Origin of the sequence: Clostridium beijerinckii (genome assembly GCF_018223745.1) — a bacterium.
Lineage (GTDB): Bacteria > Bacillota > Clostridia > Clostridiales > Clostridiaceae > Clostridium > Clostridium beijerinckii.
The window spans coordinates 371,845-395,447 of the sequence record NZ_CP073653.1; the positions used below are offsets into that span (position 1 = coordinate 371,845).

General features: G+C 30.5%; 21 protein-coding genes. 19 read left to right on the forward strand and 2 right to left on the reverse strand.

All coding sequences use genetic code 11. The features are described 5' to 3' along the window. The first annotated feature begins 107 nt into the window (after window positions 1-107). From KEC93_RS01770 to KEC93_RS01820, 11 genes are all read left to right on the forward strand, one after another. A complete protein-coding gene (locus KEC93_RS01770; protein ID WP_077868521.1) occupies window positions 108-2,033 on the forward strand; it encodes a BglG family transcription antiterminator in 1,926 nt (641 codons plus the stop codon). Between the two features lie 14 nt (window positions 2,034-2,047). Next, window positions 2,048-2,500, forward strand: coding sequence for a transcriptional regulator GutM (locus KEC93_RS01775; RefSeq protein ID WP_077868522.1), 453 nt, complete (start codon window positions 2,048-2,050; stop codon window positions 2,498-2,500). A gap of 15 nt (window positions 2,501-2,515) precedes the next feature. After that, window positions 2,516-3,064 carry a PTS glucitol/sorbitol transporter subunit IIC gene (gene srlA / locus KEC93_RS01780; protein WP_011967685.1) on the forward strand — a complete coding sequence of 183 codons (549 nt, stop codon included), beginning with the start codon at window positions 2,516-2,518 and terminating at the stop codon, window positions 3,062-3,064. 17 nt (window positions 3,065-3,081) lie between these two features. After that, window positions 3,082-4,092 (forward strand): PTS glucitol/sorbitol transporter subunit IIB, encoded by a 1,011-nt coding sequence (gene srlE / locus KEC93_RS01785; protein ID WP_077830911.1) that lies wholly within the window; start codon window positions 3,082-3,084, stop codon window positions 4,090-4,092. A gap of 116 nt (window positions 4,093-4,208) precedes the next feature. Continuing rightward, a complete protein-coding gene (locus KEC93_RS01790; RefSeq protein WP_077868523.1) occupies window positions 4,209-4,889 on the forward strand; it encodes a fructose-6-phosphate aldolase in 681 nt (226 codons plus the stop codon). A gap of 64 nt (window positions 4,890-4,953) precedes the next feature. After that, window positions 4,954-5,322, forward strand: coding sequence for a glucitol/sorbitol-specific PTS transporter subunit IIA (locus tag KEC93_RS01795; protein WP_031276098.1), 369 nt, complete (start codon window positions 4,954-4,956; stop codon window positions 5,320-5,322). Between the two features lie 81 nt (window positions 5,323-5,403). Then, window positions 5,404-6,219: an SDR family oxidoreductase gene (locus KEC93_RS01800; RefSeq protein ID WP_011967689.1), complete on the forward strand. Its 816-nt coding sequence runs from the start codon at window positions 5,404-5,406 to the stop codon at window positions 6,217-6,219. Between the two features lie 413 nt (window positions 6,220-6,632). Then, window positions 6,633-7,982: a glucose-6-phosphate isomerase gene (locus KEC93_RS01805; protein ID WP_017209837.1), complete on the forward strand. Its 1,350-nt coding sequence runs from the start codon at window positions 6,633-6,635 to the stop codon at window positions 7,980-7,982. A 7-nt stretch (window positions 7,983-7,989) separates the two neighbouring features. Continuing rightward, window positions 7,990-8,421, forward strand: coding sequence for a YaiI/YqxD family protein (locus tag KEC93_RS01810; RefSeq protein ID WP_017209838.1), 432 nt, complete (start codon window positions 7,990-7,992; stop codon window positions 8,419-8,421). A 251-nt stretch (window positions 8,422-8,672) separates the two neighbouring features. Continuing rightward, window positions 8,673-11,078 (forward strand): triple tyrosine motif-containing protein, encoded by a 2,406-nt coding sequence (locus tag KEC93_RS01815; RefSeq protein ID WP_077868525.1) that lies wholly within the window; start codon window positions 8,673-8,675, stop codon window positions 11,076-11,078. Between the two features lie 46 nt (window positions 11,079-11,124). Further along, window positions 11,125-11,937: a lytic transglycosylase domain-containing protein gene (locus KEC93_RS01820; protein ID WP_077868526.1), complete on the forward strand. Its 813-nt coding sequence runs from the start codon at window positions 11,125-11,127 to the stop codon at window positions 11,935-11,937. Window positions 11,938-12,348: 411 nt separating this feature from the next. Here KEC93_RS01820 and KEC93_RS01825 read toward each other — a convergent pair whose 3' ends face one another. Together KEC93_RS01825 and KEC93_RS01830 are read right to left on the reverse strand one after the other, a co-directional pair. Next, window positions 12,349-13,065, reverse strand: coding sequence for a pseudouridine synthase (locus KEC93_RS01825; protein WP_017209841.1), 717 nt, complete (start codon window positions 13,063-13,065; stop codon window positions 12,349-12,351). A gap of 216 nt (window positions 13,066-13,281) precedes the next feature. Further along, window positions 13,282-13,947, reverse strand: a complete 666-nt coding sequence (locus tag KEC93_RS01830) for an NAD(P)H-dependent oxidoreductase (RefSeq protein ID WP_077868527.1) — start codon at window positions 13,945-13,947, stop codon at window positions 13,282-13,284. A gap of 134 nt (window positions 13,948-14,081) precedes the next feature. Between KEC93_RS01830 and KEC93_RS01835 the strand changes: the two genes are divergently transcribed. The 8 genes from KEC93_RS01835 (at window position 14,082) to KEC93_RS01870 (ending at window position 23,586) form a co-directional block, all read left to right on the forward strand. Next, window positions 14,082-14,426, forward strand: coding sequence for a winged helix-turn-helix transcriptional regulator (locus KEC93_RS01835; RefSeq protein WP_023976012.1), 345 nt, complete (start codon window positions 14,082-14,084; stop codon window positions 14,424-14,426). Window positions 14,427-14,561: 135 nt separating this feature from the next. After that, window positions 14,562-14,996, forward strand: coding sequence for a helix-turn-helix domain-containing protein (locus tag KEC93_RS01840; protein WP_017209844.1), 435 nt, complete (start codon window positions 14,562-14,564; stop codon window positions 14,994-14,996). A gap of 64 nt (window positions 14,997-15,060) precedes the next feature. Then, window positions 15,061-15,282: a NifU family protein gene (locus KEC93_RS01845; RefSeq protein ID WP_077868528.1), complete on the forward strand. Its 222-nt coding sequence runs from the start codon at window positions 15,061-15,063 to the stop codon at window positions 15,280-15,282. Between the two features lie 179 nt (window positions 15,283-15,461). Then, window positions 15,462-17,099 carry a methyl-accepting chemotaxis protein gene (locus KEC93_RS01850; protein ID WP_077868529.1) on the forward strand — a complete coding sequence of 546 codons (1,638 nt, stop codon included), beginning with the start codon at window positions 15,462-15,464 and terminating at the stop codon, window positions 17,097-17,099. A 270-nt stretch (window positions 17,100-17,369) separates the two neighbouring features. Then, window positions 17,370-19,637 carry a DNA helicase PcrA gene (pcrA, locus tag KEC93_RS01855; RefSeq protein ID WP_023976010.1) on the forward strand — a complete coding sequence of 756 codons (2,268 nt, stop codon included), beginning with the start codon at window positions 17,370-17,372 and terminating at the stop codon, window positions 19,635-19,637. A 19-nt stretch (window positions 19,638-19,656) separates the two neighbouring features. Then, the gene (ligA, locus tag KEC93_RS01860) at window positions 19,657-21,648 is read left to right on the forward strand and encodes an NAD-dependent DNA ligase LigA (RefSeq protein WP_077868530.1); all 1,992 of its coding nucleotides are present in this window, start codon (window positions 19,657-19,659) and stop codon (window positions 21,646-21,648) included. 3 nt (window positions 21,649-21,651) lie between these two features. Next, window positions 21,652-21,924 (forward strand): hypothetical protein, encoded by a 273-nt coding sequence (locus KEC93_RS01865; RefSeq protein ID WP_017209848.1) that lies wholly within the window; start codon window positions 21,652-21,654, stop codon window positions 21,922-21,924. Between the two features lie 165 nt (window positions 21,925-22,089). Next, a complete protein-coding gene (locus KEC93_RS01870) occupies window positions 22,090-23,586 on the forward strand; it encodes an ABC transporter substrate-binding protein (protein WP_077868531.1) in 1,497 nt (498 codons plus the stop codon). Window positions 23,587-23,603: the final 17 nt, after the last annotated feature.

Here is a 23,603-nt window from a genome sequence, read left to right on the forward strand (position 1 = left end):
AAGACTTCTAAAATCAAAGAACAACAAGTTAAAGTAAGATTAATAGCAATAATTTTATTTTAATTTAAATGAATTAATAAGTATTGATTCTTTTCAAGGAGGCAAAAATGAAGTATTTTTATACTGAAAACCGTTCGACAAGAATTCTAAAATTAATTGAACGAAGACATTCCATTTCTGTTGACGCCATTGCTGAAAAATTTGAGGTTAGCTCAAAAACCGTTAAAAATGATGTAAAAGAGTTGAATAGTTTATTAAAAGGATCTGCGCTAATTGATAATAAGCAAGGAATATATAAAATTTATATTATTGATAATAGCAAATTTGAGGAGATTAAGACTAATATATATAACCAAAAAGAATTTCTTAATTCACCTCAAAGAAGAATGGCATTTATTTTATATAAGCTTATGAATAGTGAAGAGCCATATTTAACTGATGACCTAGCGTGTGAGATGAATGTCGGAAGAACCACAGTAATAAGTGATTTAAAGAAAATGAGAGAGATACTTAATAACTACGATTTAAAAATTATAGGGAAAACAAATAATGGACTAGCCTTAAAAGGTACAGAATTAAATATAAGGTTTCTTGTACTTGAGAACCTTTATGAAATGATTTATGGAGAATACGAATTAGATGAAGATGTTATTGATTTAGTAAAAGAGATAACGGATCAATATCAGTTCGATACAACGACATTTGAATCTTTCATACATTCCCTAGTTGTAACTTTAGATCGCCTTTTAAATGGACATACAATCAATACATTAAGCGAGAAATATGGTGAATTATTAAGAAGTTGGGAATTTACATTGGTAAATACTATATCAGATGCAGTTGAAAAAAGGCTTACTATAAGTATTCCAATTAAAGAAAGAATTTTCCTAGCATTGCCTATTATAGGAATGAATACTCCGACTAACATAGAAGGGATTTCACCGCATGTTGAAATTACAGAAGAAGTATCAAATTTAGTAAATCATATATTAGAGCGCATTAAATATGACATGGGTTTAAATATTACGCTAGATGATATCTTGAAAGATTTTGTATACCATATGGCCTTCTTGGTAAATCGTTTAAAGTATGGGGTCCATATTCATAATCCTATAGTAGATGAGATCAGGAAAAAATATAAAGTAGCGTACAAAATGGCAGAGTTAGCGCGAGATGTTATTGAGAAAAGTCTTGATGTAAAAATGACGCAAGATGAAGTTGGATTTATAGCAGCATACTTTGGAGTTTTTATTTCAGAACAGCAAATAGAAAAAAGTAAAATATACAAAGTAGCAGTTATATGCGGAACTGGAAGAGTTACAGCTAGGTTGGTTGCTAGTCAATTAAAAGGTATTTTTGATGCGAACACAGTTATAGATTTGTATTCAGATAGCACAGTTACTAGCGAAATACTAGATAAGTACAATTTGGTTCTATCTACTGTCCAAGCTAACTTTAAGACAACAGCCACTGTAATATATTTAGAGAAAATATTTGATGAAGAAGCGCTGAAGAAAAGAATAAAAAGTATTAAGTATATAGATAAATTAGACATGCCATCCATGCAGGGAATGGATTCTATATTACTAAGTATTTTAGATGAAGATACCTTCTTTATTTTGGATAATCAATTGAGTTATTTAGAAAATGTTGATCATATGATTGATAATCTATACTCAAAAGGTTATGTAGACGATGGATTTAAGGAAAGAATAAGAAAAAGAGAAGAAAAATCTACGATGGTTTTTAATGAATCTATAGCATTTCCTCATACTATCAATTATGAAAATGATGAAATAGTAGTCAGTCTAGGAATAATTTCAGAAAAGGCTGGAGAAAACAATCAAAGAAAACTAGTATTCTTGGTAGGACTTCCAGAACAAACTAAGGATGATACACTCTTAGTTAAAATTTATGATGAAATTATAGCTATTGCCAATGATAAGAATACCATTGAAGCTCTTTCAAAGGTAAAAAGTTATAAAGAATTAATTCTACATTTTACAAAAGAAAACGATATATTTGATTTATAAGTAGGAGGTTTATGATGAATTTTTGGTTTTTGATTATATGCTTTGGAATTGCATTTATACTCCAATATATACTAACATTTGCTCAAATGAAAAGTTTCACGGCTTACTATAGTAAATTGCGAAGAAGAGGAAGAGTTGCCATTGGTAAAGTAAAAGGTGGTTTCCGTGCTGGATGTATTGCAATGTTTGCTATCGATCAAAATGGAATTATACTTGAAGGCGGTTATATGCAAGGAATAACAGTACTTGCAAGGGTTAAGAAACTAAACGGATTTGAAGGAAAAGATGTTGGTAGATTAACTCAAGCAGATTGTAAGAACTTAGCTAAACCATTAACCAAAGCAGTACTAGAAGCCTCTTCCAATTATAACGTTATTATGGGCGGTGGCGAAGTTGTAGAACCTCAAAGTCCATTACAAAGATTAGGTAATATTTTTACAGCTAAAAAATTAAAAGCTCACAATTAGAAAGGAGATATTAATATGGACGCAATTGTTTATTTTGCAAAAGGATTTATGTATTTATTTGAAGTTGGTGGAAATACATTTGTTAGTTGGGTAACAGGAATTATCCCAAAGGTATTATTACTTTTAGTTTTTATGAATTCAATAATTGCTTTTATTGGACAAGATAAAGTTGATAGATTTGCAAAGTTTGCATCTAGAAATGTTATATTAGCTTATGGAGTTTTACCATTCCTATCAGCCTTTATGTTAGGTAATCCAATGGCATTATCAATGGGAAAATTTCTTCCTGAAAGAATGAAACCAAGCTACTATGCATCAGCATCGTATCATTGTCATACAAACAGCGGTATTTTTCCTCACATTAACGTAGGTGAAATATTCATTTACCTAGGTATTGCAAATGGTATTACAACTCTTGGCCTTGATCCAACAGCTTTAGGACTTCGTTATTTATTAGTAGGTTTAGTAATGAATTTCTTTGCAGGATGGGTAACTGATTTTACTACAAAGATTGTTATGAGACAACAAGGTATTGAATTAAGTAATCAACTTAAGGCAAATTAGTTTAGGAGGGTATTCATATGGAAAAATATAATGCAATTAAAATTGTAAAAGGTAGTGGAGGCTTTGGCGGTCCACTTACAGTAAAACCTGAAGAAGGAAAAGATACATTATTATATATTACAGGTGGTGGAGCTGAACCTGAAATTGTAGAAAAGATTGTTAACTTAACAGGATGTAAAGCGGTAAATGGATTTAAAACATCTGTACCAGAGGAACAAATTTTCTTAGTTATTATTGATTGTGGTGGAACACTTCGCTGTGGAATATACCCACAAAAGAGAATTCCGACAATAAATGTTATGCCAGTAGGTAAAAGTGGGCCTTTAGCAAAATTCATTACAGAAGACATCTATGTATCTGCAGTTGGTTTAAATCAAATTTCTTTAGCTGATTCAAGTGCAGAACCTATAAAGAGCACAAAAGCGCCTGAAGAAGGAAAAAGAGAATTTAAATATAGTGCGGATAAGAAAGTATCACAAAGTTTGGCTGAAAACAGTAAATCAAGCATTGTTCAAAAAATTGGTATGGGAGCAGGTAAAGTTGTAAATACACTATACCAAGCAGGCCGTGATGCAGTTCAATCGATGATTACAACAATATTACCATTCATGGCATTTGTTGCGATGTTAATAGGAATTATACAAGGTTCGGGATTTGGTAATTGGTTCGCTAAAATATTAGTACCATTAGCAGGAAACGGAATTGGACTTATGATTCTTGGATTCATATGCTCTATTCCTCTATTATCAGCATTACTTGGACCAGGTGCAGTTATAGCACAAATCGTAGGTACTTTAATTGGTGTTGAAATAGGTAAAGGGACTATTCCTCCAAGCTTAGCATTACCAGCATTATTCGCTATTAATACACAATGTGCATGTGACTTTATTCCAGTAGGTTTAGGTCTAGCTGAAGCAGAACCAGAAACAGTAGAGGTTGGTGTTCCATCTGTATTGTATTCACGTTTCATGATTGGTGTACCTAGAGTAGCAGTTGCATGGGTTGCAAGTATAGGATTGTATCAATAAACTATAAAATTTATTTAATTGCGATTGAGTGGTTCTTATGAATTGCTCAATTGCACCAAGGAAAATACATTGCTGATTTAGATGCAAGGAGTGGAATAAAAGGAGGGTTATCCATAGTGAAATTAATTATTGATGATGTAAATATTGAAAAAATAAAAGATGTTTTCAGCATATTCCCAATTGATGGTGTAACTAGTAATCCGAGTATTTTGTATAAGTATGGAAAACAGCCGTATGAAATATTAAGAGAAATACGTGAATTTATTGGAGAAAACTCGGAATTACATGTACAGGTGATTTCTGAAAGTTCAGAAGGTATGCTTAAAGAAGCACATAAAATTATTAAAGAGCTAGGTAAAAATACTTATGTAAAGATACCTGTAACTAGAGAGGGGTTAAAGGTTATAAAAATTCTTAGAAAAGAAGAAATTAATGTTACTGCTACCGCTATATATACTCAAATGCAAGCATATCTAGCTGGAAAAGCAGGTGCTCAATATGCTGCTCCATATGTAAACCGAATTGATAATTTGGGAGCAAATGGTGTTCAAGTGGCAAAAGACATTCACGATATTTTTGAGAAAAACAATTTAAAAACAGAAGTATTAGCAGCTAGTTTTAAGAATTCACAACAAGTATTAGAATTATGCAAGTATGGAATTGGAGCGGCTACAATTTCACCTGATGTAATCGAAGGTTTAATTAAAAACGCTTGCGTGGATGTAGCTGTAGAGAACTTTAAAAAAGATTTTGAAATATTATGTGGTCAAGGTAATACCATGTTAAATTGCCGATAATCTAAGTAGCTTAGAATAAATAATAATTTTACAAAGAAATATATTTGAAGGGATGAAAGCATCTATGAGTAGTAAGATAATCTATGAAAATAAAGTAAAAGCCTTAGGAGATTTAGCAGAAACATTCTTAGAAGAAGGAATGATAATATTTTTTGGAGATAATGCACCAGATACACTAGCAGATTACTGTTACTCTATTAATATAAAGGAAGTTAAAGAAACAATTAAACCTGGACAAGTATTTATGATTGATGGAATGGCTTTTGAAATAACAGCTGTTGGAGATGTGGCTGAGAAGAATCTAGTGAGTTTAGGACATATAACTGTTGCGTTTAATGGTTCTAAAGTACCTACTTTATCAGGGACAATTTGTGTGGAGAAAAAAGAAATTCCTAAACTCAAAATAGGAAGTGAAATATTTATATTAGCATAATTATATCTAAAATTTATATGAAATCGAAATGATAATAAAATGGCATTAAATAATGAAGTTAAATAATCAGGAGGAATTTTTATGAAAAATACATGGCTTAATTTAGAAGGAAAAACAGCAATTGTAACAGGGGGAGCATCTGGTATTGGTAAGGCAGTTGCACAAGAGTTTTTAAATAATGGTGCAAATGTAGTTGTTTGTGATATGAATCCAAACAAACCTGAATTTGATGATCATAATGGACATATGGAATATATAGTTACTAATGTTGCAGATAGAGATAGCGTAGAAAAAATGATTGAGAAGGCTAAAGAGATTACTGGAACTATTGATATAATTGTAAATAATGCAGGTATTAATATTCCTAGATTACTAGTTGATAAAAAAGAACCAAAAGGAAAATTTGAGTTAGATGAAAATGTTTGGGATAAAGTTATGAATGTAAATGTAAAAGGTGTATTTCTATGTGCTCAAGTAGCTGCAAGAGAGATGGCAAGTCAAGGAAAAGGGGTTATTATAAATATGTCTTCTGAAAGCGGATTGGAAGGATCTGAGGGGCAAAGTGTTTATGCAGCAAGTAAGAATGCAGTAAATTCTTTAACTCGCTCATGGGCAAAGGAGCTGGGGAAATTAGGTATAAGAGTTATCGGAGTTGCGCCAGGGATTTTAGAAGCTACAGGACTCAGAACTTTAGAATATGAGACAGCGTTAGCTTATACTAGAGGAATTACTGTAGAAGAATTAAGAGCAGGATATAGTAAAACTTCAACAACTCCATTAGGAAGATCAGGAAAGCTTTCAGAAGTTGCAGATTTAGTTTGCTATTTAGCTAGTGATAGAGCAAGTTATATTCATGGAGTTACTTACAATATTGCTGGGGGAAAAACAAGAGGTTAAATAAAAACGATATTAGTACAGAATAAGTTTAATTATCTGGCCAATTAGCATAGAACAAAGTTAAAAAATTAACAAAGTTATCTAGATTTTAATAATTGAAAAATATATAATTTACATTTTATGAAGAGAAAACTTAGTTTTCTCTTTTAAAATTTTAAAAATGATTGATATTTAATAAACAATATGTTATGGCAAGCATTAAAAATAAGTTGATATCAATAAGGATAAGATGAATATTAATTCATACAATTAGAAAAAATAGAACCGAGTAAAGATTAAATAAGATTAATTTCAGGTTATTATTTGATATATTATTTGTAAAAAAGTTAAAAGCAAAGATGAGATATTGAGAATTTATGATATAATTGAATAATAAAATTATTTTTAGTTATATATGGAGGTAGGATAGAAGAATGAATAAAGGTATATCACTAGACTTATCAAAAGTTTCTCCTTATTTAGAAGAAGCAGAACTTGAAAATATGGAAAGCATGGTTAAAGCTGTTCATGAAGATTTACACAATAAAACAGGCGCAGGTAATGATTTTTTAGGTTGGGTAGACCTTCCTGTAAATTATGATAAAGAAGAATTTGCAAGAATTAAAAAGGCAGCAGAAAAGATTAAATCAGACTCTGATGTTTTAATAGTTATTGGAATAGGTGGATCATATCTTGGAGCTAGAGCAGCTATTGAAATGTTGACAAATAATTTCCATAATGTATTAGGAAGTGATAAGAGAAAAGTTCCACAAATATTTTTTGCTGGAAATAATATAAGTTCAACATATATGGCAGAACTTCTACAAGTAATTGAAGGAAAAGATGTAAGTTTAAATGTAATTTCAAAATCAGGTACAACTACAGAACCAGCAATTGCATTTAGAATTTTAAAATCATATTTAGAAAAGAAATATGGTGTAGAAGAAGCAAGAAAGAGAATATATGCAACAACTGATAAAGCTAGAGGTGCTTTAAAGACATTAGCTGATTCAGAAGGATATGAAACTTTTGTAGTTCCAGATGATGTTGGAGGAAGATTTACAGTATTAACAGCGGTTGGATTATTGCCTATAGCTGCGGCTGGAATCGATATTGATGAAATGATGAAAGGTGCTGCAGATGCAAGAACAGCTTATTCAGTACCATCAATTAAAGAAAATGACGCTTATAAATATGCAGCAGCTAGAAATGCTTTATATAATAAAGGAGCATCAATTGAAGTATTAGTAAATTACGAACCATCACTTCATTATTTCAACGAATGGTGGAAACAATTATACGGAGAATCAGAAGGTAAAGATCATAAAGGATTATTCCCAGCAGCAGTAGATTTTTCAACAGATCTTCACTCAATGGGTCAATATATCCAAGATGGAAGAAGAATAATGTTTGAAACAGTTGTAAATATTGAAAAACCAAAATATGAAATAAATATAGAAGAAGCTGATAATGACTTAGATGGATTAAATTTCTTAGCTGGAAAGACCATGGATTTCGTTAATAAGAAAGCATTTGAAGGAACACTATTAGCTCACAATGACGGTGGAGTTCCTAATATGGTATTAAGTGTACCAGAAATTTCAGCATATTATTTTGGATACATGGTTTATTTCTTTGAAAAGGCTTGTGGAATAAGTGGATATCTTTTAGCAATAAATCCATTTAATCAACCAGGTGTTGAAGCTTATAAAAAGAATATGTTTGCTTTACTAGGAAAGCCAGGATATGAAGATATGAAGGCTGAACTAGAAAAGAGACTTTAGTTTAATTATGAAGATTATTATTGATGGAGATGCCTGTCCAGGCATCTCCATTATTGAAAAAGCGGCAAAAGAACACAATATTCCAGTGATAATTTATTGTGATATTCATCATTTTATACAGAGCAATTATTCTGTAGTTAAAGTTGTTGATAGTGGATTTCAAAGTGTAGATATGTATGTAATGAATGAAACTAAAGAAGGTGACATAATTGTGTCTCAGGACTATGGTGTGGCTGCGATATGTCTATCTAAGAAAGCGAAAGTAATAAACCCTAAGGGATATATATATGATGAGAAAAACATAGATAGATTATTGGAAGAAAGACATATATCGCAGAAAATAAGAAGGAGTGGAGGAAAGACCTCTAACCCCAAAAAAAGAACTGACGAAGATAATATTAGACTGGAAAAAAACTTATTAAAACTTATAACTAGTTGATAATTTTAGAAGCTTAGATAAGAGCTTCTATTTTTATGCGGTAAAAAATTATAAATTTATATTTTGGATATTATTTTAAGTGTGACTGGAGGGTTTTGTTAAAAACAATCTTACTAATATATGAGTTTATATAAGCATTTATGATATAATCAAATAAAAAATAAACTGAAGTTATTTACAAAAAATGGTATAAATGTATAATATAATAATAAGGGTCATTTTGAGAATTGGTATGAGAGGAGTATGAATTTATGGAGGAACTTCAGTTAAAGTATGTTGAGATAGCTTTTGATAAGCAAACACCGCAAAAAATTGGCACGGAGATAAATATATCTGGTAAAATAGATGGGGAAATAGAAAACTTAGAATATAAATTTATTGTTGGCAAAGGTGGGGTTTGGAATACTATACAAGAATTTTCAGAAAAAAATTATTGCATATGGAAGCCTAAAAGAGAAGGGGAGTATATGGTTATGGTACAAGCCAGAGAGAGGGATGGAAAAAAACCTTTAGACTATTTAGCCAAAGAGGACTATTCTATAGTGACAGAGGAAGTGAGTAATACTGTGGATAAAGAGACTAGTATTCAATATGTTACTAATGATGAAGAAATTAAAAGCGCTTGCAATGATAAAGAAAGTAATTTGCTAGCGTCTGAAAAAGAAGATCCTATTTTATGCAATATTGAATTTAAAGAGGCAATGAATAGTATAGAAGACAATGTGGTGTTTCTTGAAGTTAAAGAAATTTCTAGAGCAGAAAAAGAAGTTGTAATATCAAATAGCTATGCTGGTGAAGAAATATCATCTTCTAATGATACCAAAGAAGTTGAAGATATAGTAGATAATACTCAATATAATGAAGAGGTTTTAAATAAAATATTAATTGAAAACAATGCTCAAATAGAACCAAGTTTTATAAAAGATATCCGTATAGATAAAGAGGAAATAAAAGTTGGAGAAAAATGTTGTGTTGAGGTAAAGACAGATGATGAGAATGTATATTTATATAGATATTATATAAAAAAGAATAATGAATGGGATATAATTAAGGATTATGATAAAAGTAATATTTTAAAATATACAGCAAACGAGTCTGGAAATAAAGAATTTTTAATTCAGTGTAAAAGAATGGATTCCACTGAAACCTTTGAAGACCATAGAATTATCACACTAAAAGTAAGAGAAATTGATAAAGTAGAAATAACCAATTTTAAATGTTTAAATAACTCATTAATAGCTGGAGAAAAGCTTGGTTTTATAGTAGAAACAAATATTGAAGAATCTGTTAGTAATGAAGATATCGTATTACTATATAAATTTTATAAAATATATAAAGATGGAAAATCAATTTGTATACAAGATTATTCAACCAAAAATAATGTGTATTATAAGGAAACAGAAGCGGGTAGCTACAGAATTTTATGTCTTGTAAAAAGTATATTTTCAAATAAAGAATATGATGATAGAGCTATTTTGGTATACGGTGTTAAACCATATAAAACGATTAAGATTAATAATTTTGTAGCTGATTCGAATTCTCCTAATATAAGTGGAAGTAGTATAAAGTTTGCTTCAGAAATAGAAGGTGGAAACAAAGTTATATATAGATATCAGGTTAATGGACCCATTAAAGAGGACACAGGCTTTATAGAAAAGAGTGAATTTGTATGGAAACCATCTGAAGCTGGAGAATATGACATTATACTTTATGTTAAGGATATTACTTATAAAGGTGAATATGAGGATTTAAAAAGAATTACATTTAATATAGAGAAAAAGAGTGAAAAGCCAGTAAAGATTTTAGATATTGTAGTTGATAAAGAAAAGAAGATTATTGTTGGGGAGCCAGTTGGTATAACGGTGAATGCTGAAGGTGGAGTAAAGCTCCAATATGCATTCACAATTAGAAAGGATGGAAGAAGGTTAGAGGGAGTAGATTATAATAAATCTAACTGGATAAATTTTATTCCTAACCAGGCAGGAGAGTATGAAGTAGAAATAAGACTTAAGGATAAGTACTCAGATAAATCTTATGATGCCCAAACAGTTATATATTTGAAGGCACTAGAATATCTACCGGGTGAAATAGATTATATAATATTACCTTATAAGGAAACACATTTGATTGGGGAAGCTGTGGAGTTTGAATGCATTGTTCAAAATACACAGAATACTCTATTGAAATATGAAACTAAAATTAATGGACATTCTATTGAGAAAACAGAGTTCTCAAAAAATAAAAAGTTGAGATTTATACCTAAAACTGCTGGTAAATACACTATAGAAGTTTATGCTAAGAATGTTAGATGTACTAGTGAGTATGATTCTAAGAAGCAGATAAACTTGTATGTAAGTGAGGCGTCCCCTGTAATAGAAACTAATATAATAGCAAATACACTAGAAGGCCATGTAAATGAGGAGCTTACATTTGAAGCTATAAGCAGAGGAGGGAAAAATGTTTGCTATGAATTTTATTTAATGGAGAATAATGAGTGGAGAAAGGTGCAAGCATATAGTAGAAAGCATTATTATAGTTTTATGCCGTTTACTCAAGGGAAATATAAAATTTTAGCTTTAGCCAAAAGTTATTATAAAAAAGTTAGTTATGAGGATTATGCTGAAGTAACATTTTATGTTAAAGGTTTAAAAGGATAACTCGAAAATAAACATAGGATAAATTTTAGAGAAAGGTTGTTTAAGTATGGCGATAGACGGTTTAGATAAAATGTCAAATGAGCAATTATTAGCAATGAATATGCTAAGCAATGGACAAGTAACAAATGATTCAGATTCTGATTCTAGCAATAGTACGAGTGGTGAAAAAGATTTAGCATTTCAGCTAGTTATGAAAAATCTTTTGGAATCATCAAAAAAATCTAAAGAAAATGGTAATGCTGAATCAAATGGGAATACAAAGGAAGTAAAAAGTGAAACAACCAACAGTGAGAAAGTAAATTCAAAAGAGAATATAAATTTAAATAATGCAGCTAGAGTAGGACAAACATATGTAACAGGACAAAACTTAGAGGAAATACCAATGGTTTTAACTAATAATTATATAGGTTTTACAAGAAATTCTGAATCTGCATTATCTAATAAAAGTGGAGTTGATATTAAGAAAATATATTCGGCTGTAGATGATGCAGCTAAAAAATATGGAGTAGATCCTAATCTAATATTAGCTGTAATTAAGCAGGAGTCTGATTTTGATCCTAATTCAACATCTGGTGTCGGAGCTGCTGGATTAATGCAGATAATGCCAGAAAATTTTTCACATTTAGGGATAACTGATGGATATGATGTTGAGCAAAATGTTAGCGGTGGAACTAAGTTACTTAAAGAATATTTAGATAAATACAATGGAAGTTCAGAGTTGGCTCTTATGGCATACAATGGAGGGCCTGGAACTATGCAAAGAAGAGGCGTATCATCAGCTTCTGACTTATATAAAATGCCACAAGAAACTCAGAACTATGTTCCGAAGGTAATGGGGTACTATAGAAATGGAATCTAGGATGTTTTACATTCTAGATTTTTTAAGGAATAAAATAATTATAATCATATAAAAACTGCATCAAAAAAACCATCAGTAACATTTAGATGACTTTTTTCATGCAGTTTCTTTGCTGTTTGTTAATATTGTTAACAATATGTACATTTTTAAGTTAAATTTATTTTGTTATCGTATTCAAATGTTAGGTAAATGTTTTCAAAAGACCATAATAAAAAACGCAACCCTTGGGGCTAGGTTGCGCTTTAGCAATAAGCAATAAGCAATAAATAAAAAGGGGGCTATATATTCCTTTTATTTATCCTTGCAAGAATATTATAGGGTATTATTATTAATAATGCAAGTGATTTAATAAAAAATGTGAATATTTTTGAAAGAAATGAATTATTTTATTGCAAAATTATTTAATATTCGTTAATAGCTCTTTAAAAGGCTTAATTCTTCATCTGTTAATTCTCTATATTCGCCTTCTTCTAAATCTGGATCTAATAATAACCCACCGAACTCTTCTCGTTTAAGATAAGTTACCTTTTTCCCAACCGCTTCAAACATTCTTTTTACTTGGTGGAATTTACCTTCTTGAATTGTAAGTCTTATTTCGGATCCATCGTTATTGCTCGATAATATCTCAAGCTTAGCTTCTAAACATTTGTACCCATCATCTAAGGTAATTCCATCCTTAAAAGCTTTTATATCTTTTTCATCAACGCTTTTATCTATTTCAGCATAATATACTTTATCGACATGCCATTTAGGTGAAATCAATCTATGGTTTAATTCACCATCATTGGTTAATAACAATAATCCAACAGTATCTTTATCTAATCTACCAATAGGAAATGGGTCAAAAACCTGATGTTCTAGGTTTAATAAATCAATAACGGTTTCATCTCTATTATCATGGGTAGCTGATATAACTCCATCTGGTTTATTCATCATTAGATATATGTATTTACGATATAGTACCTCTTCGCCATTAATTTTTATAACAGATTTTTCAGGATCAACAAGCATGGCACTATCTTTTACTATTAGACCATCAACTTCTATAATTCCTTTTTTGGCAAAAGATTTAACATCTTTTCTGCTTCCGTATCCTAAATTAGAAATTATTTTATCTAATCTTTCCAAATTATTCACTCCAATCGTTTGTTTGCTTTAATTTATACATTGATTTATTGTACCATAATAATAAATATCTTAACACATGGATATATAACTTGTAATTTATCTACTTCATTTTTATTTTTAATAAAATTAGTAGGATTTATACAAATTATAATATTTATAAAAGAAAACCATACATAAATGAAATTATTTCATATGCATGGTTTTCTTTCAATGGATTTATATCCACTGTACAATAGAATTTAATGGCTGCCTTGTTTTTTCATGTGGTTCTTTAGTGCGGTATCCAAAGCTAGCCATAACTGAAACACCAAAGTGTTCAGTATCTAAAATACCTTCATTCTTAAGAATTTCTTCAACTTTTTCAATATTAAATCCTTCAATTGGGCATGAATCAATTTGTAAGAAAGCTGCAACAGTTAGCATGTTTGCTAGAGCAATGTAAGTTTGTTTACTTGCCCAGTCAAAAATTGTACGGTCACTTTCAAGTAAATTGAAATCATTCTTCTCAAAGCTTTCAAAAGCCGATTTTCTTTGATTGGCTACATCTTCAGGAAGATTTTGAACTTCAGACATAATTTTAGTTATATATTCAGAATTATAAATTGTATCAACTTTTTTACGAGCAAGAAGAATTACAAAGTGACTAGCTCCATTAAAGCTATTCTGAGCTCCCCAAGATACAGGAAATAAATTTTCTTTAAGAGATTTATTTTGAATGACAAGGAACTTCCAAGGTTCAAAACCGAATGAACTTGGAGAAAGGCGCCCAGCTTCTAATATAGTATTAAAATCTTCTTCAGATACTGTTTTTGTGGGGTCGAATTGCTTACAAGCATGACGAAATTGAAATGCATCTATAATTTCTTTATTTTTGTTATTCATTTAAAAATCACCTCTTATCTAAGTATAAGTTAAGTCTAACACACTTGGATACTTCATTGAAGTACGCACAAATTTGATATATAATATAAATGAACTTACCTAAGTATCTATTTTATACTAAAGGAGCGAAAAGTATGCATGAACAAGTTATATATCCAGATTGTCCTAACCATCCATGCCCAGTAGAGACAACACTAAATATAATTAGTGGTAAGTGGAAGGGGATTATTTTATATCGTTTATTAGGTGGCAAGAAACGATTTAATGAATTAAAGAAATTGATTCCAAATGTTACACACAGAACATTAACACTTCAATTGCGTGAACTTGAAAGAGATAAAATATTAAAACGTACAGTTTATGCGGAAGTTCCTCCAAGAGTCGAATATGAGTTGACGGTTCTTGGCCAGTCTATGTCACCGATAATTAAATCTATGTATGATTGGGGGCTGAATTATCAATCGGAATTAAGGTCTTGAAAAAAGAAATTAGATATTTAATTAGCGTTTTAATGAGAATAAAAATTTAAATCTATAATAAAATAAAAAAAGCATTGACAAAAAAATATAAGGATTCTATAATTAATTCGTACCCGAACGAACGAGGTGGTAAAAATGAAAAACAAATGTATCGTTGGAAGAATGAGTATAATTGTTGAAGCATCCAACAAATTTTTGACAAAAAAAATAAAGGATGAGCGACTACCTATATTGCAAAATCACGCAGCACTATTTGATATATTACCTGAAGATGGTTCGAAGTTGCTTTTTAATGAAATAGCAAGCACATGGAAAATATCAAAATCATCTTTATCTGACATTATAAATAAGTATGAGAGTCAGGGGTTAATAAACAAGTGCATGTGTAGCGAAGATAAGAGAAGTGTATATATAAGTTTGACTCCTGAAGCTGTAGTTATAAAGCAAAAACTTCAAGTTATGGAAAGAGAATTTCTAGATATAATATTAAAAGATTTTGGTGAAGATGAAAAAAAGGTCTTTGAAGATAATATAGATAAAGCTCTTAAAAATATAATAAAAATGCTCTAAAGGCATTTTTTAAAAATAGATAATTCGTACGCGTACGAAGGATATAAGAGAAGGAGTGTAGAATATGGAAGAATTAATAATGAAATCACTAGATAAAATTAGACCAATGCTACAAAGAGACGGAGGAGACGTTGAATTAGTGGATGTGAGCAACGATGGAGTTGTAAGTGTAAAAATGCAAGGGGCTTGTGGAAATTGTCCAGGAGCAATGATGACAATAAAAATGATTATTGAGCAAAAATTAAAGGAAGAGGTTCCTGGAGTTACAGAAGTCATAGGAGTGTAAAACTAAAGAGTTTTATAAGTTAATGTAAATAAAATGTTTTTAAAGTTGGCACATACTTCGTACGCGAACGAAGTATGTGCTGAAAAGATTCGTTTCGGGTACTAAATGAAATATAAAAAACATATAGAAATTATAATTAAGATATTAAGGTAGATACTAAAATATTAGGGAGGGGTAATATGTTTAATTCAATAAGAAAAAGATTAATCTTTAATTTTGTTTTAATAGCAGCAATAATAACTTTAATTTGTATAACTTTCTTTTCATACCAAATGGTAAATGGAATACAAAACCAAATGAAAGCAGATGGAATAATTTTAGTTAATAATATAAAAGCAAATATAGAAAGTGTAGGAGTTACAAATACAGATAAAATACAGGGAATAATAGATCAAACATATAAATATTCAGATGGAGAATTATGCTACATAGGTGTAATATCAAGTGATAAAACTCTTGTTGCAGGAACATCGAAGGAATCAATTGGAGAGAAGATTGATTCAACAGGATTAGATGCAGTATTTAAAGGTGATACAGGAGCATATATGTACGAATGGAAGGGGACTCCTGCATATAATGTAACAGTTCCTGTCAAAGACGGAGATGATATAGGATACGCTCTTTCAATTGGAATTTCTGTTGATAACATGCAAAAGTCTATTAGAAGCACTATTATAAAAAGTATAATTTATGCAATAGTAGTATTGATATTAGCAGCTGTTGCAGGAGTATATATAGGAAAGCGGATTGCGAAACCTATAGAAATTATTAAGGATGTTATTGAAAAAGCAGGAAATGGAGATTTTACAGCAGAATATAAAATTACAGGTAAAGACGAAATAGGAAAATTAGCAGCTGCAAGTAGTAAAACTAGAAAGAGCATGAGGGAGCTTGTTAGAAAAACAAAAGTAATATCAGAAAGTTTGGCTAAACTATCAAAGGATATTGAAATTGGCGGCAGCACTGTAGCATCCTCTAGTGAAGAAATCGCAACTTCAGTAACTAGCGTATCTCAAGAAGGTATAAAGCAAGCAGAAGCGTTAGAAGATGCTGTTAGCTTATTAGAAAGTTTTTCAGTAGATTTAGATAATGTGGATAATAAATTGACATTATTAGCTGATGGTGGAAAGGTAATAAGAGAGGATACAAATAAGGGAGTAGAAACTATAAATAAGCTAGCGAACACTATCGATGATATGTTAAATTCATTTTCAGTATCAAGAGCAAAGGTTGAAAATTTAGATAGCACTATATCTCAGATTAATTCCATAGTTGATGTTATAAATGGAGTTGCAAAACAAACTAATCTTTTAGCATTAAATGCATCCATTGAGGCAGCAAGAGCAGGGGAGGCTGGAAAAGGATTTTCAGTAGTGGCAGAAGAAATACGAAAGCTTGCAGAAGAAGTATTAAATTCATCAAAAAGCATAACTCAATTAATAAATACAGTTATGAAAGAGACTCACGATGTTTCTAATACTACAGAAGTCGTAACTAAAATAGTAGAAGAAAGTAAAAGTGATATTAATACTGTAACAACCTCATTTAAAGGAGTTATTAGCAAGGTTAATAATATTCCTAGTGATATTAATATGGTTCATGTGGTACTTCAAGAAACTATGAAAGGAAGAAATAAGATCTTAAATACAGTTGAAAATATAGCTTCAAAATCGCAAGAAATATCAGCCCTTTCAGAAGAGGTTACAGCCGCTACAGAAGAGCAAGCAGCTATAACAAATGAATTTTCTATCACAGCAAAAAAACTAGTTAATATTTCATCGGTATTAGAAAAAGACATCTTAAACTTTAGAATATAGTTCCTTATATTGGTGAATTACAAAAGTTAGAGTGATTAATATATGATGAGTAAAAGTATTAAATTACTAAGTAATGCGTGAGTAACACTTGATTAAAATATCAAGTGTTTTTTATTCCTAAAAATTTATAATTTTTCTAAGTAGATATAGACTAACCTAGAATATAAGTTTGAATATATGCAATTAAAATAATATTTTAGTTAGGTTAATGATTTAAACATAAGCACATATGGTATAATATTTAAGGATTGGGAAAGGAGGAATAAGTAAATGGATTTAAAATCATTACTTAATAAAGAACAATATGAAGGGGCAACTACAATTGATGGGCAGGTACTTATTTTAGCTGGAGCTGGTTCAGGTAAAACAAGAGTTTTGACACATAGAATGGCACATATGATTGAAGATTTAGATATTGCACCTTACAGTATATTAGCTATTACTTTTACAAATAAGGCAGCAAAGGAAATGAAGGATAGAGTTAAGGCACTTATTGGTGAAAGAGCAGAAAATATGTGGATATCCACTTTCCATTCAACTTGTGTTAGGATACTAAGAAGAGAGATAGATAAGATAGGCTACAAGAGCAGTTTTACTATATACGATAGCTCAGATCAAAAGACATTAGTTAAAGAGTGCATGAAAACACTTAATATTAATGATAAAGATATAACAGAACAAGAGATAATGGGAAAGATAGGAAAAGCCAAAGATAGAATGCAAAGTGTTAGAAGCTTTATGTTAGAAAATGAAGCTAACTTTAGGGAAAAGAAAATTGCAGATGTTTATGAAATGTACCAAAAGAGATTAAAAGAAAACAACGCGTTGGATTTTGATGATTTAATTTTCAAAACAGTTGAGCTTTTCAAAAATAATCCTGAAGTATTGGAGTTTTATCAAAATAAATTTAAATATATCATGGTTGATGAGTATCAGGATACTAATGGTGCTCAGTATGAGTTGGTTAAGTTACTTGCTTCAAAATATAAGAACATATGTGTTGTTGGAGATGACGATCAGTGTATTTATCAGTGGAGAGGTGCGGATATTCAAAATATATTAGATTTTGAAAAAGATTATCCAGGAGCTAAAGTAATTAAGCTAGAACAAAATTATAGATCAAAAGGAAATATACTAAGTGCAGCTAATGTAGTAATTGTTAATAATGCAAATAGAAAAAGTAAAGTATTAAGGACAGAACAAGAGCCAGGAAATAAAATTAAAATATATAGGGCCTATGCTGATAGTGATGAAGGAGACTTTGTTAGTAAACAAATCTTAGATATAAAGAATAAAGAAGATAAAAATTACAATGACTTTGCTATACTATACAGAACAAATGCTCAGTCGAGAATTTTTGAAGAAAGTTTTAGAAGGAAGGGAGTCCCTTATAAAATAGTAGGAGGCACAAGATTCTATGACAGAAAAGAGATAAAAGATGTATTAGCATATTTAAAAGTTATTGTTAATCCTCAAGATGATATTAGCATTAGAAGAATAATAAATGTACCTAAGAGGAGCATTGGTGATGCAACTGTTGCAAAGGTTCAAGAATTTGCAAGCAGCTTTGAGTTTGATTTATGGGACGCATTAGCTGAAGTAAGGAGCATTCCGACATTAACGTCAAGAAATGTTTCAACAATTGAACCTTTTGTTGCGCTCATGGAAAATTTCATGGAACTCAGTGAGACAGTCCCTGTTTCAGTACTTATTGAATCAATATTAAAAGATACTGGATATCTAAAACAATTACAGGAATCAAATGAAATTGAAGACAAGAGTAGAATTGAAAATTTAAAAGAGCTTGTTTCAGATGCAGCTGATTTTGAAAAGAACAATGAAGACAAATCGTTATCTGCTTATTTAGAGAGAGTTTCTCTAGTTCAGGATACGGATAAGATTGAAGAGGAAGATGATGCAGTAGTATTAATGACAATCCATAGTGCAAAGGGGTTGGAGTTCCCCGTTGTATTTATGGTTGGTATGGAAAATGGTATTTTTCCAGGGAATGCGTCATTTGAAAAAGAATCAGAGATGGAAGAGTCAAGAAGATTATGTTATGTTGGTATAACTAGAGCAAAACAGACATTGTTTATGACTTCGGCAGAGGTTAGGAGAGTATTTGGTAAAACAGTAGCATATCCTCAATCTGACTTTATTAATGAAATAAAGCCAGACTTAAAAGAATATGTTGGAGTTAAAAAGGAAAGTGCTAAAAGCAGGGAAAAGCTTATGCAAAGTAATTCCTACACTAATCCACACAGTTTAAGAAATAGTGTTACAGGCAATAGAGCATATACTCTTAATAATGGCGGTATTAATAATGTAATTGATAGAAGTACTATGAATGAAATGGCTAAAGAATATATATCTGTTAGTGAAGCAACCCTTGGAAGAAAAGTAATTCATGAAAAGTTTGGAAAAGGAACAATTGTGGCTATCCAGGATTCAGGTAACGATAAGAAATTAACGGTTGCGTTCGATAAACAAGGGGTTAAGTCATTATTATTATCTTTTGCAAAACTTAAAATGATTTAGTGGAGATTTGGAGGCCAATATGGATAAGATTGAAAGAATAAAAGAACTTGTTGAAAAGTTAAATAGATATTCATATGAATATTATTCTTTAGATAGTCCATCTGTAAGCGACAAGGACTATGATGAAAAATACTACGAACTTCAAGAACTAGAAAGAGAAACGGGATATGTACTTCCTTATTCGCCTACATTAAGAGTTGGGGATATAGTGCTAGAAGGATTTAGGAAGTATACACATAAAGCAAGGCTTTGGAGCTTAGATAAAGCGCAAAGTTTGCAAGAAATTATAGATTGGCATAATAGAAATGTTAAGTTTGTAGAAGAGGCTCGGGGTAGAGGAGAAAATCTGCCTGATCTAAAGTATGTTGTTACAAAGAAATTCGATGGGTTAACAATTAACTTAACATATAATACTGAAGGTATACTTGAAATAGCTGCAACAAGAGGAACAGGAAGTGTCGGTGAAGAAGTTACAGCACAGGTCAAAACAATAAAATCAATTCCACTTAAAATTAATAGCAATGATATTTTAGAAGTTCATGGAGAAGCTATTATGACGCAAGAAGCGTTTAATAAATATAATGAGACTTCTGATACACCACTAAAGAACTTAAGAAATGGGGCTGCAGGTGCTTTAAGAAACTTAAATGTAAAGGAAACTGCACGAAGGAATCTTTCGGCTTTCTTTTATGATGTAGGCTATAAAGAAGGAACTCCATTTAAAACTTATATGGAAATGATGGAGTTTATAAAACAGCAAGGGCTCCCTGTTGATGATTATATAAGGGTATGTACTTCTATAGAAGAAATTGAGAAAGAGATAAATTATGTAAGAGATATTAGATTTGATTTAAATTATGATATAGATGGATTAGTAATTGCAATAGATGATATTAGAACAAGAGAATTAATAGGATATACAGTAAAGTTCCCTAAATGGGCGATTGCATTTAAATTTGAAGCCCAAGAAGCAACAACTAAACTTTTAGATGTTGAATGGAATGTTGGAAGAAGTGGTAGAGTTGGGCCAACAGCAATATTAGAGCCAGTGGAACTTGCAGGCGTTACTGTTAAAAGAGCGACTTTAAATAATATGGATGATATTGCGAGAAAAGGCGTTAGAATAGGTGCAGAAGTCTTCGTAAGAAGAAGTAACGATGTTATACCAGAGATAATGGGGATAGTACCAGAATCTTTAGAAGGTTCAGAGGAAATAACAGTTCCAGAAGTTTGTCCCGCTTGTGGCAGTCATTTAGTGTTAAATGGGGCTCATTATTTTTGTGAAAATACTTTATCTTGTAAGCCTCAATTAGTTAAAACTATAGTTCATTATGCTTCAAGAGAAGCAATGAATATAGCTGGTTTTTCAGAAAGAACAGCGGAACAATTATTTGAAAAACTTAATATTAAATCTATTTCTGATTTGTATAAACTGAAAGAAGAGGATTTAATAGGATTAGAAAAGTTTGCAGCTAAGAAAGCACAAAATCTTCTGGAAGCTATCGAAAAAAGTAAAGATTGTGAGTTATACGCATTTATATATGCCTTAGGAATTCCAAATGTAGGAGTAAAGACTGCAAAAGATTTAGTTAGCAGATTTAAATCTATAGAAGGCTTGAAAAATGCAACATTTGAAGAACTCGTTGGAGTTCAGGATGTCGGAGATATAGTTGCTCAAGGGGTTGTGGCTTTCTTTAAAGAGGAAAAGGTCTTACAAACAATTGAAGAATTATTAGCTTTAGGTGTCAGTCCTAAATATGAAGAAAAAGAAGTGATAGCAAGTGCTTTTGAAGGAAAGACTGTTGTTGCAACTGGTTCACTTAAGAATTATTCTAGAACTGAGATAAAAGATAAACTTGAAAGCTTAGGAGCAAAGGTTGCGGGAAGTGTTAGTAAAAAAACGGATTATGTAATAGCAGGAGAAGCTGCAGGGTCAAAATTAACCAAAGCAGAGGAATTAGGAGTAAAGATCCTTTCAGAAGATGAGTTTGAAGAAATGCTAAGGAGGTAGAGTATGAAAAAATTAATAAATTTGCTTGAATTTATATCAGCTTTTATAACAAGCATCTTAATAATTTGTACTTTTTTGACAACATATCAATTTTATTATGTTGGCCAGATTTTTAATTCATACTTACCGATACAACTTGGAGTCTGTATCACTATGGCAATTTTAGCAATTAGGTTTCTTATTAACGAGACAGGAAAAAAGAGAATAGTATATTGTATCTTAAGCTTTTTAATATCAATTTCTTTAATTTTCTTTATGATAAATTTAATTAAGTAATAAAATATTGATTAAAATCAACTTAGCAGCTGTTGATTTGCGTCAGAAGTTTTTAATTAAGAAACTGACTCAAAGTTATTTCAAAACATTTGAGTCAGTTTTTTGATTAGATAAAGTAAATTGTGGAAATAATTCTTAATATAAATTAAGGCAAAGGGTGTAATTATGAAAAAAATTTTTTTCTATGCAATTATGTTAAGTTTTATAATATTATTTTGTTTAGGATTTGTGAACAAAGAAATTAACAATGCATCTAGTGATGATTCACAAGAAACGATAAGTTATGGTATAAATGAAATCCCAGAAGATTTAGAAAAGGTTACTAATTTATCTAAACGTCATGAGGATATTATATGTGCAGTAAGCAAAGGGCTGGTTTCTAAAGATGTGGATAATAAAATAGTACCATCTTTGGCAAGTGAAATTACAAAAAGCAAGGATGGCATTCAATATGAGTTTAAAATTAGAGATGATATTTTTTGGAGTGACGGAAGTAAAATAACTCCCAATGATATAGCTACTTTTTTTAAAGAGCTACTTAAAGAAGAAGATGAAGAGAATATACAAGCATTGCTTAATGTTTATGGAGCAAAAGAATTCAGAGATGGGAAAGTTGTATATGAAACTGGAGTTGCAATAAAAGGAAATGAGAATTCTGTTATCATTAGATTGAATAAAGCGGATGATAATTTCTTAAGTGAATTGACCAAACCACAGTATACACTAAGAAAATATTTAATCATGTGGCGTAATATGAAAAATAGTTATAGTACATTAATTTACTCTGGTGATTATAAGATTGATTCATTTAACAAAGATCAGGTTGTCTTAAAAAGAAATGAGAATAATAATAAAAGTGGTATAGATACTATTAAAATATTAAATGATGATAGTGTAGAAACATCTATGGCATCATATGAAGTCAAAGAAAGGGATATTGTAATAAATCCACCAGAAAGTGAACTTAATAAATTATCAGAGCAGAAAAAATTAATAACACTTCCAGAAACAAAAGGAACATATTTAGTCATTAACAGTAAAAGTAACTCTATTCCTCTTCAAGGAAGAAGAGATATTTATAATGATGTATGTAAAGCTACAGAATCGTATCAAAATTCAAATAATAAAGAATTTGAACTTGCAGAGGGAAGTTTTTTTAGGGAGGATAAACAGGACCTAACAAAATTGCAAGCAAGGAAAGTTATTAGCAATAAAGAAGGTGAATGGAACAAACCTAAGATATTAACATTACTATGTGAAGATACTGATGAGAATAGAATCTTATGTAGAACAATCGAAGACTGGTTTAAAAATAATACAAATATAACAATAAAATATAGTTTAGTAAAAGAAGAATTCGAAGATGAAGAATTGAAAAAAAGATACGATATGATTTTGGTTAATAATAATGCCAATTCATCTGACAAAACAGATTTTTATAATAACTTTAAAAAATATCTAACTGAAGACCAGAATAAATTGTTGGAAAAGTTATTAAGCACTAAGAATAGTGGAGATTATTCAAACTTAGAAGAAAATCTATTTGATAACTACGATATTCTTCCGTTGGTGTTTTATAATGAAAATATAGCAATTTCTGATAAGATATCAGATCTAAAATTAGATGGAAATGGTAATATAAATTTTGCTACAATCCAATAGGAATAGTCTTATGGCTA

Excerpts from the sequence above, each read along its gene's own strand:
- KEC93_RS01770 (WP_077868521.1), top strand. The coding sequence starts at position 108 with ATGAAGTATTTTTATACTGAAAACCGTTCGACAAGAATTCTAAAATTA.
- KEC93_RS01775 (WP_077868522.1), top strand. The coding sequence starts at position 2,048 with ATGAATTTTTGGTTTTTGATTATATGCTTTGGAATTGCATTTATACTC.
- srlA (WP_011967685.1), top strand. The coding sequence starts at position 2,516 with ATGGACGCAATTGTTTATTTTGCAAAAGGATTTATGTATTTATTTGAA.
- srlE (WP_077830911.1), top strand. The coding sequence starts at position 3,082 with ATGGAAAAATATAATGCAATTAAAATTGTAAAAGGTAGTGGAGGCTTT.
- KEC93_RS01795 (WP_031276098.1), top strand. The coding sequence starts at position 4,954 with ATGAGTAGTAAGATAATCTATGAAAATAAAGTAAAAGCCTTAGGAGAT.
- KEC93_RS01800 (WP_011967689.1), top strand. The coding sequence starts at position 5,404 with ATGAAAAATACATGGCTTAATTTAGAAGGAAAAACAGCAATTGTAACA.
- KEC93_RS01805 (WP_017209837.1), top strand. The coding sequence starts at position 6,633 with ATGAATAAAGGTATATCACTAGACTTATCAAAAGTTTCTCCTTATTTA.
- KEC93_RS01810 (WP_017209838.1), top strand. The coding sequence starts at position 7,990 with ATGAAGATTATTATTGATGGAGATGCCTGTCCAGGCATCTCCATTATT.
- KEC93_RS01815 (WP_077868525.1), top strand. The coding sequence starts at position 8,673 with ATGGAGGAACTTCAGTTAAAGTATGTTGAGATAGCTTTTGATAAGCAA.
- KEC93_RS01820 (WP_077868526.1), top strand. The coding sequence starts at position 11,125 with ATGGCGATAGACGGTTTAGATAAAATGTCAAATGAGCAATTATTAGCA.
- KEC93_RS01830 (WP_077868527.1), bottom strand. The coding sequence starts at position 13,947 with ATGAATAACAAAAATAAAGAAATTATAGATGCATTTCAATTTCGTCAT.
- KEC93_RS01835 (WP_023976012.1), top strand. The coding sequence starts at position 14,082 with ATGCATGAACAAGTTATATATCCAGATTGTCCTAACCATCCATGCCCA.
- KEC93_RS01840 (WP_017209844.1), top strand. The coding sequence starts at position 14,562 with ATGAAAAACAAATGTATCGTTGGAAGAATGAGTATAATTGTTGAAGCA.
- KEC93_RS01845 (WP_077868528.1), top strand. The coding sequence starts at position 15,061 with ATGGAAGAATTAATAATGAAATCACTAGATAAAATTAGACCAATGCTA.
- KEC93_RS01850 (WP_077868529.1), top strand. The coding sequence starts at position 15,462 with ATGTTTAATTCAATAAGAAAAAGATTAATCTTTAATTTTGTTTTAATA.
- pcrA (WP_023976010.1), top strand. The coding sequence starts at position 17,370 with ATGGATTTAAAATCATTACTTAATAAAGAACAATATGAAGGGGCAACT.
- ligA (WP_077868530.1), top strand. The coding sequence starts at position 19,657 with ATGGATAAGATTGAAAGAATAAAAGAACTTGTTGAAAAGTTAAATAGA.
- KEC93_RS01865 (WP_017209848.1), top strand. The coding sequence starts at position 21,652 with ATGAAAAAATTAATAAATTTGCTTGAATTTATATCAGCTTTTATAACA.
- KEC93_RS01870 (WP_077868531.1), top strand. The coding sequence starts at position 22,090 with ATGAAAAAAATTTTTTTCTATGCAATTATGTTAAGTTTTATAATATTA.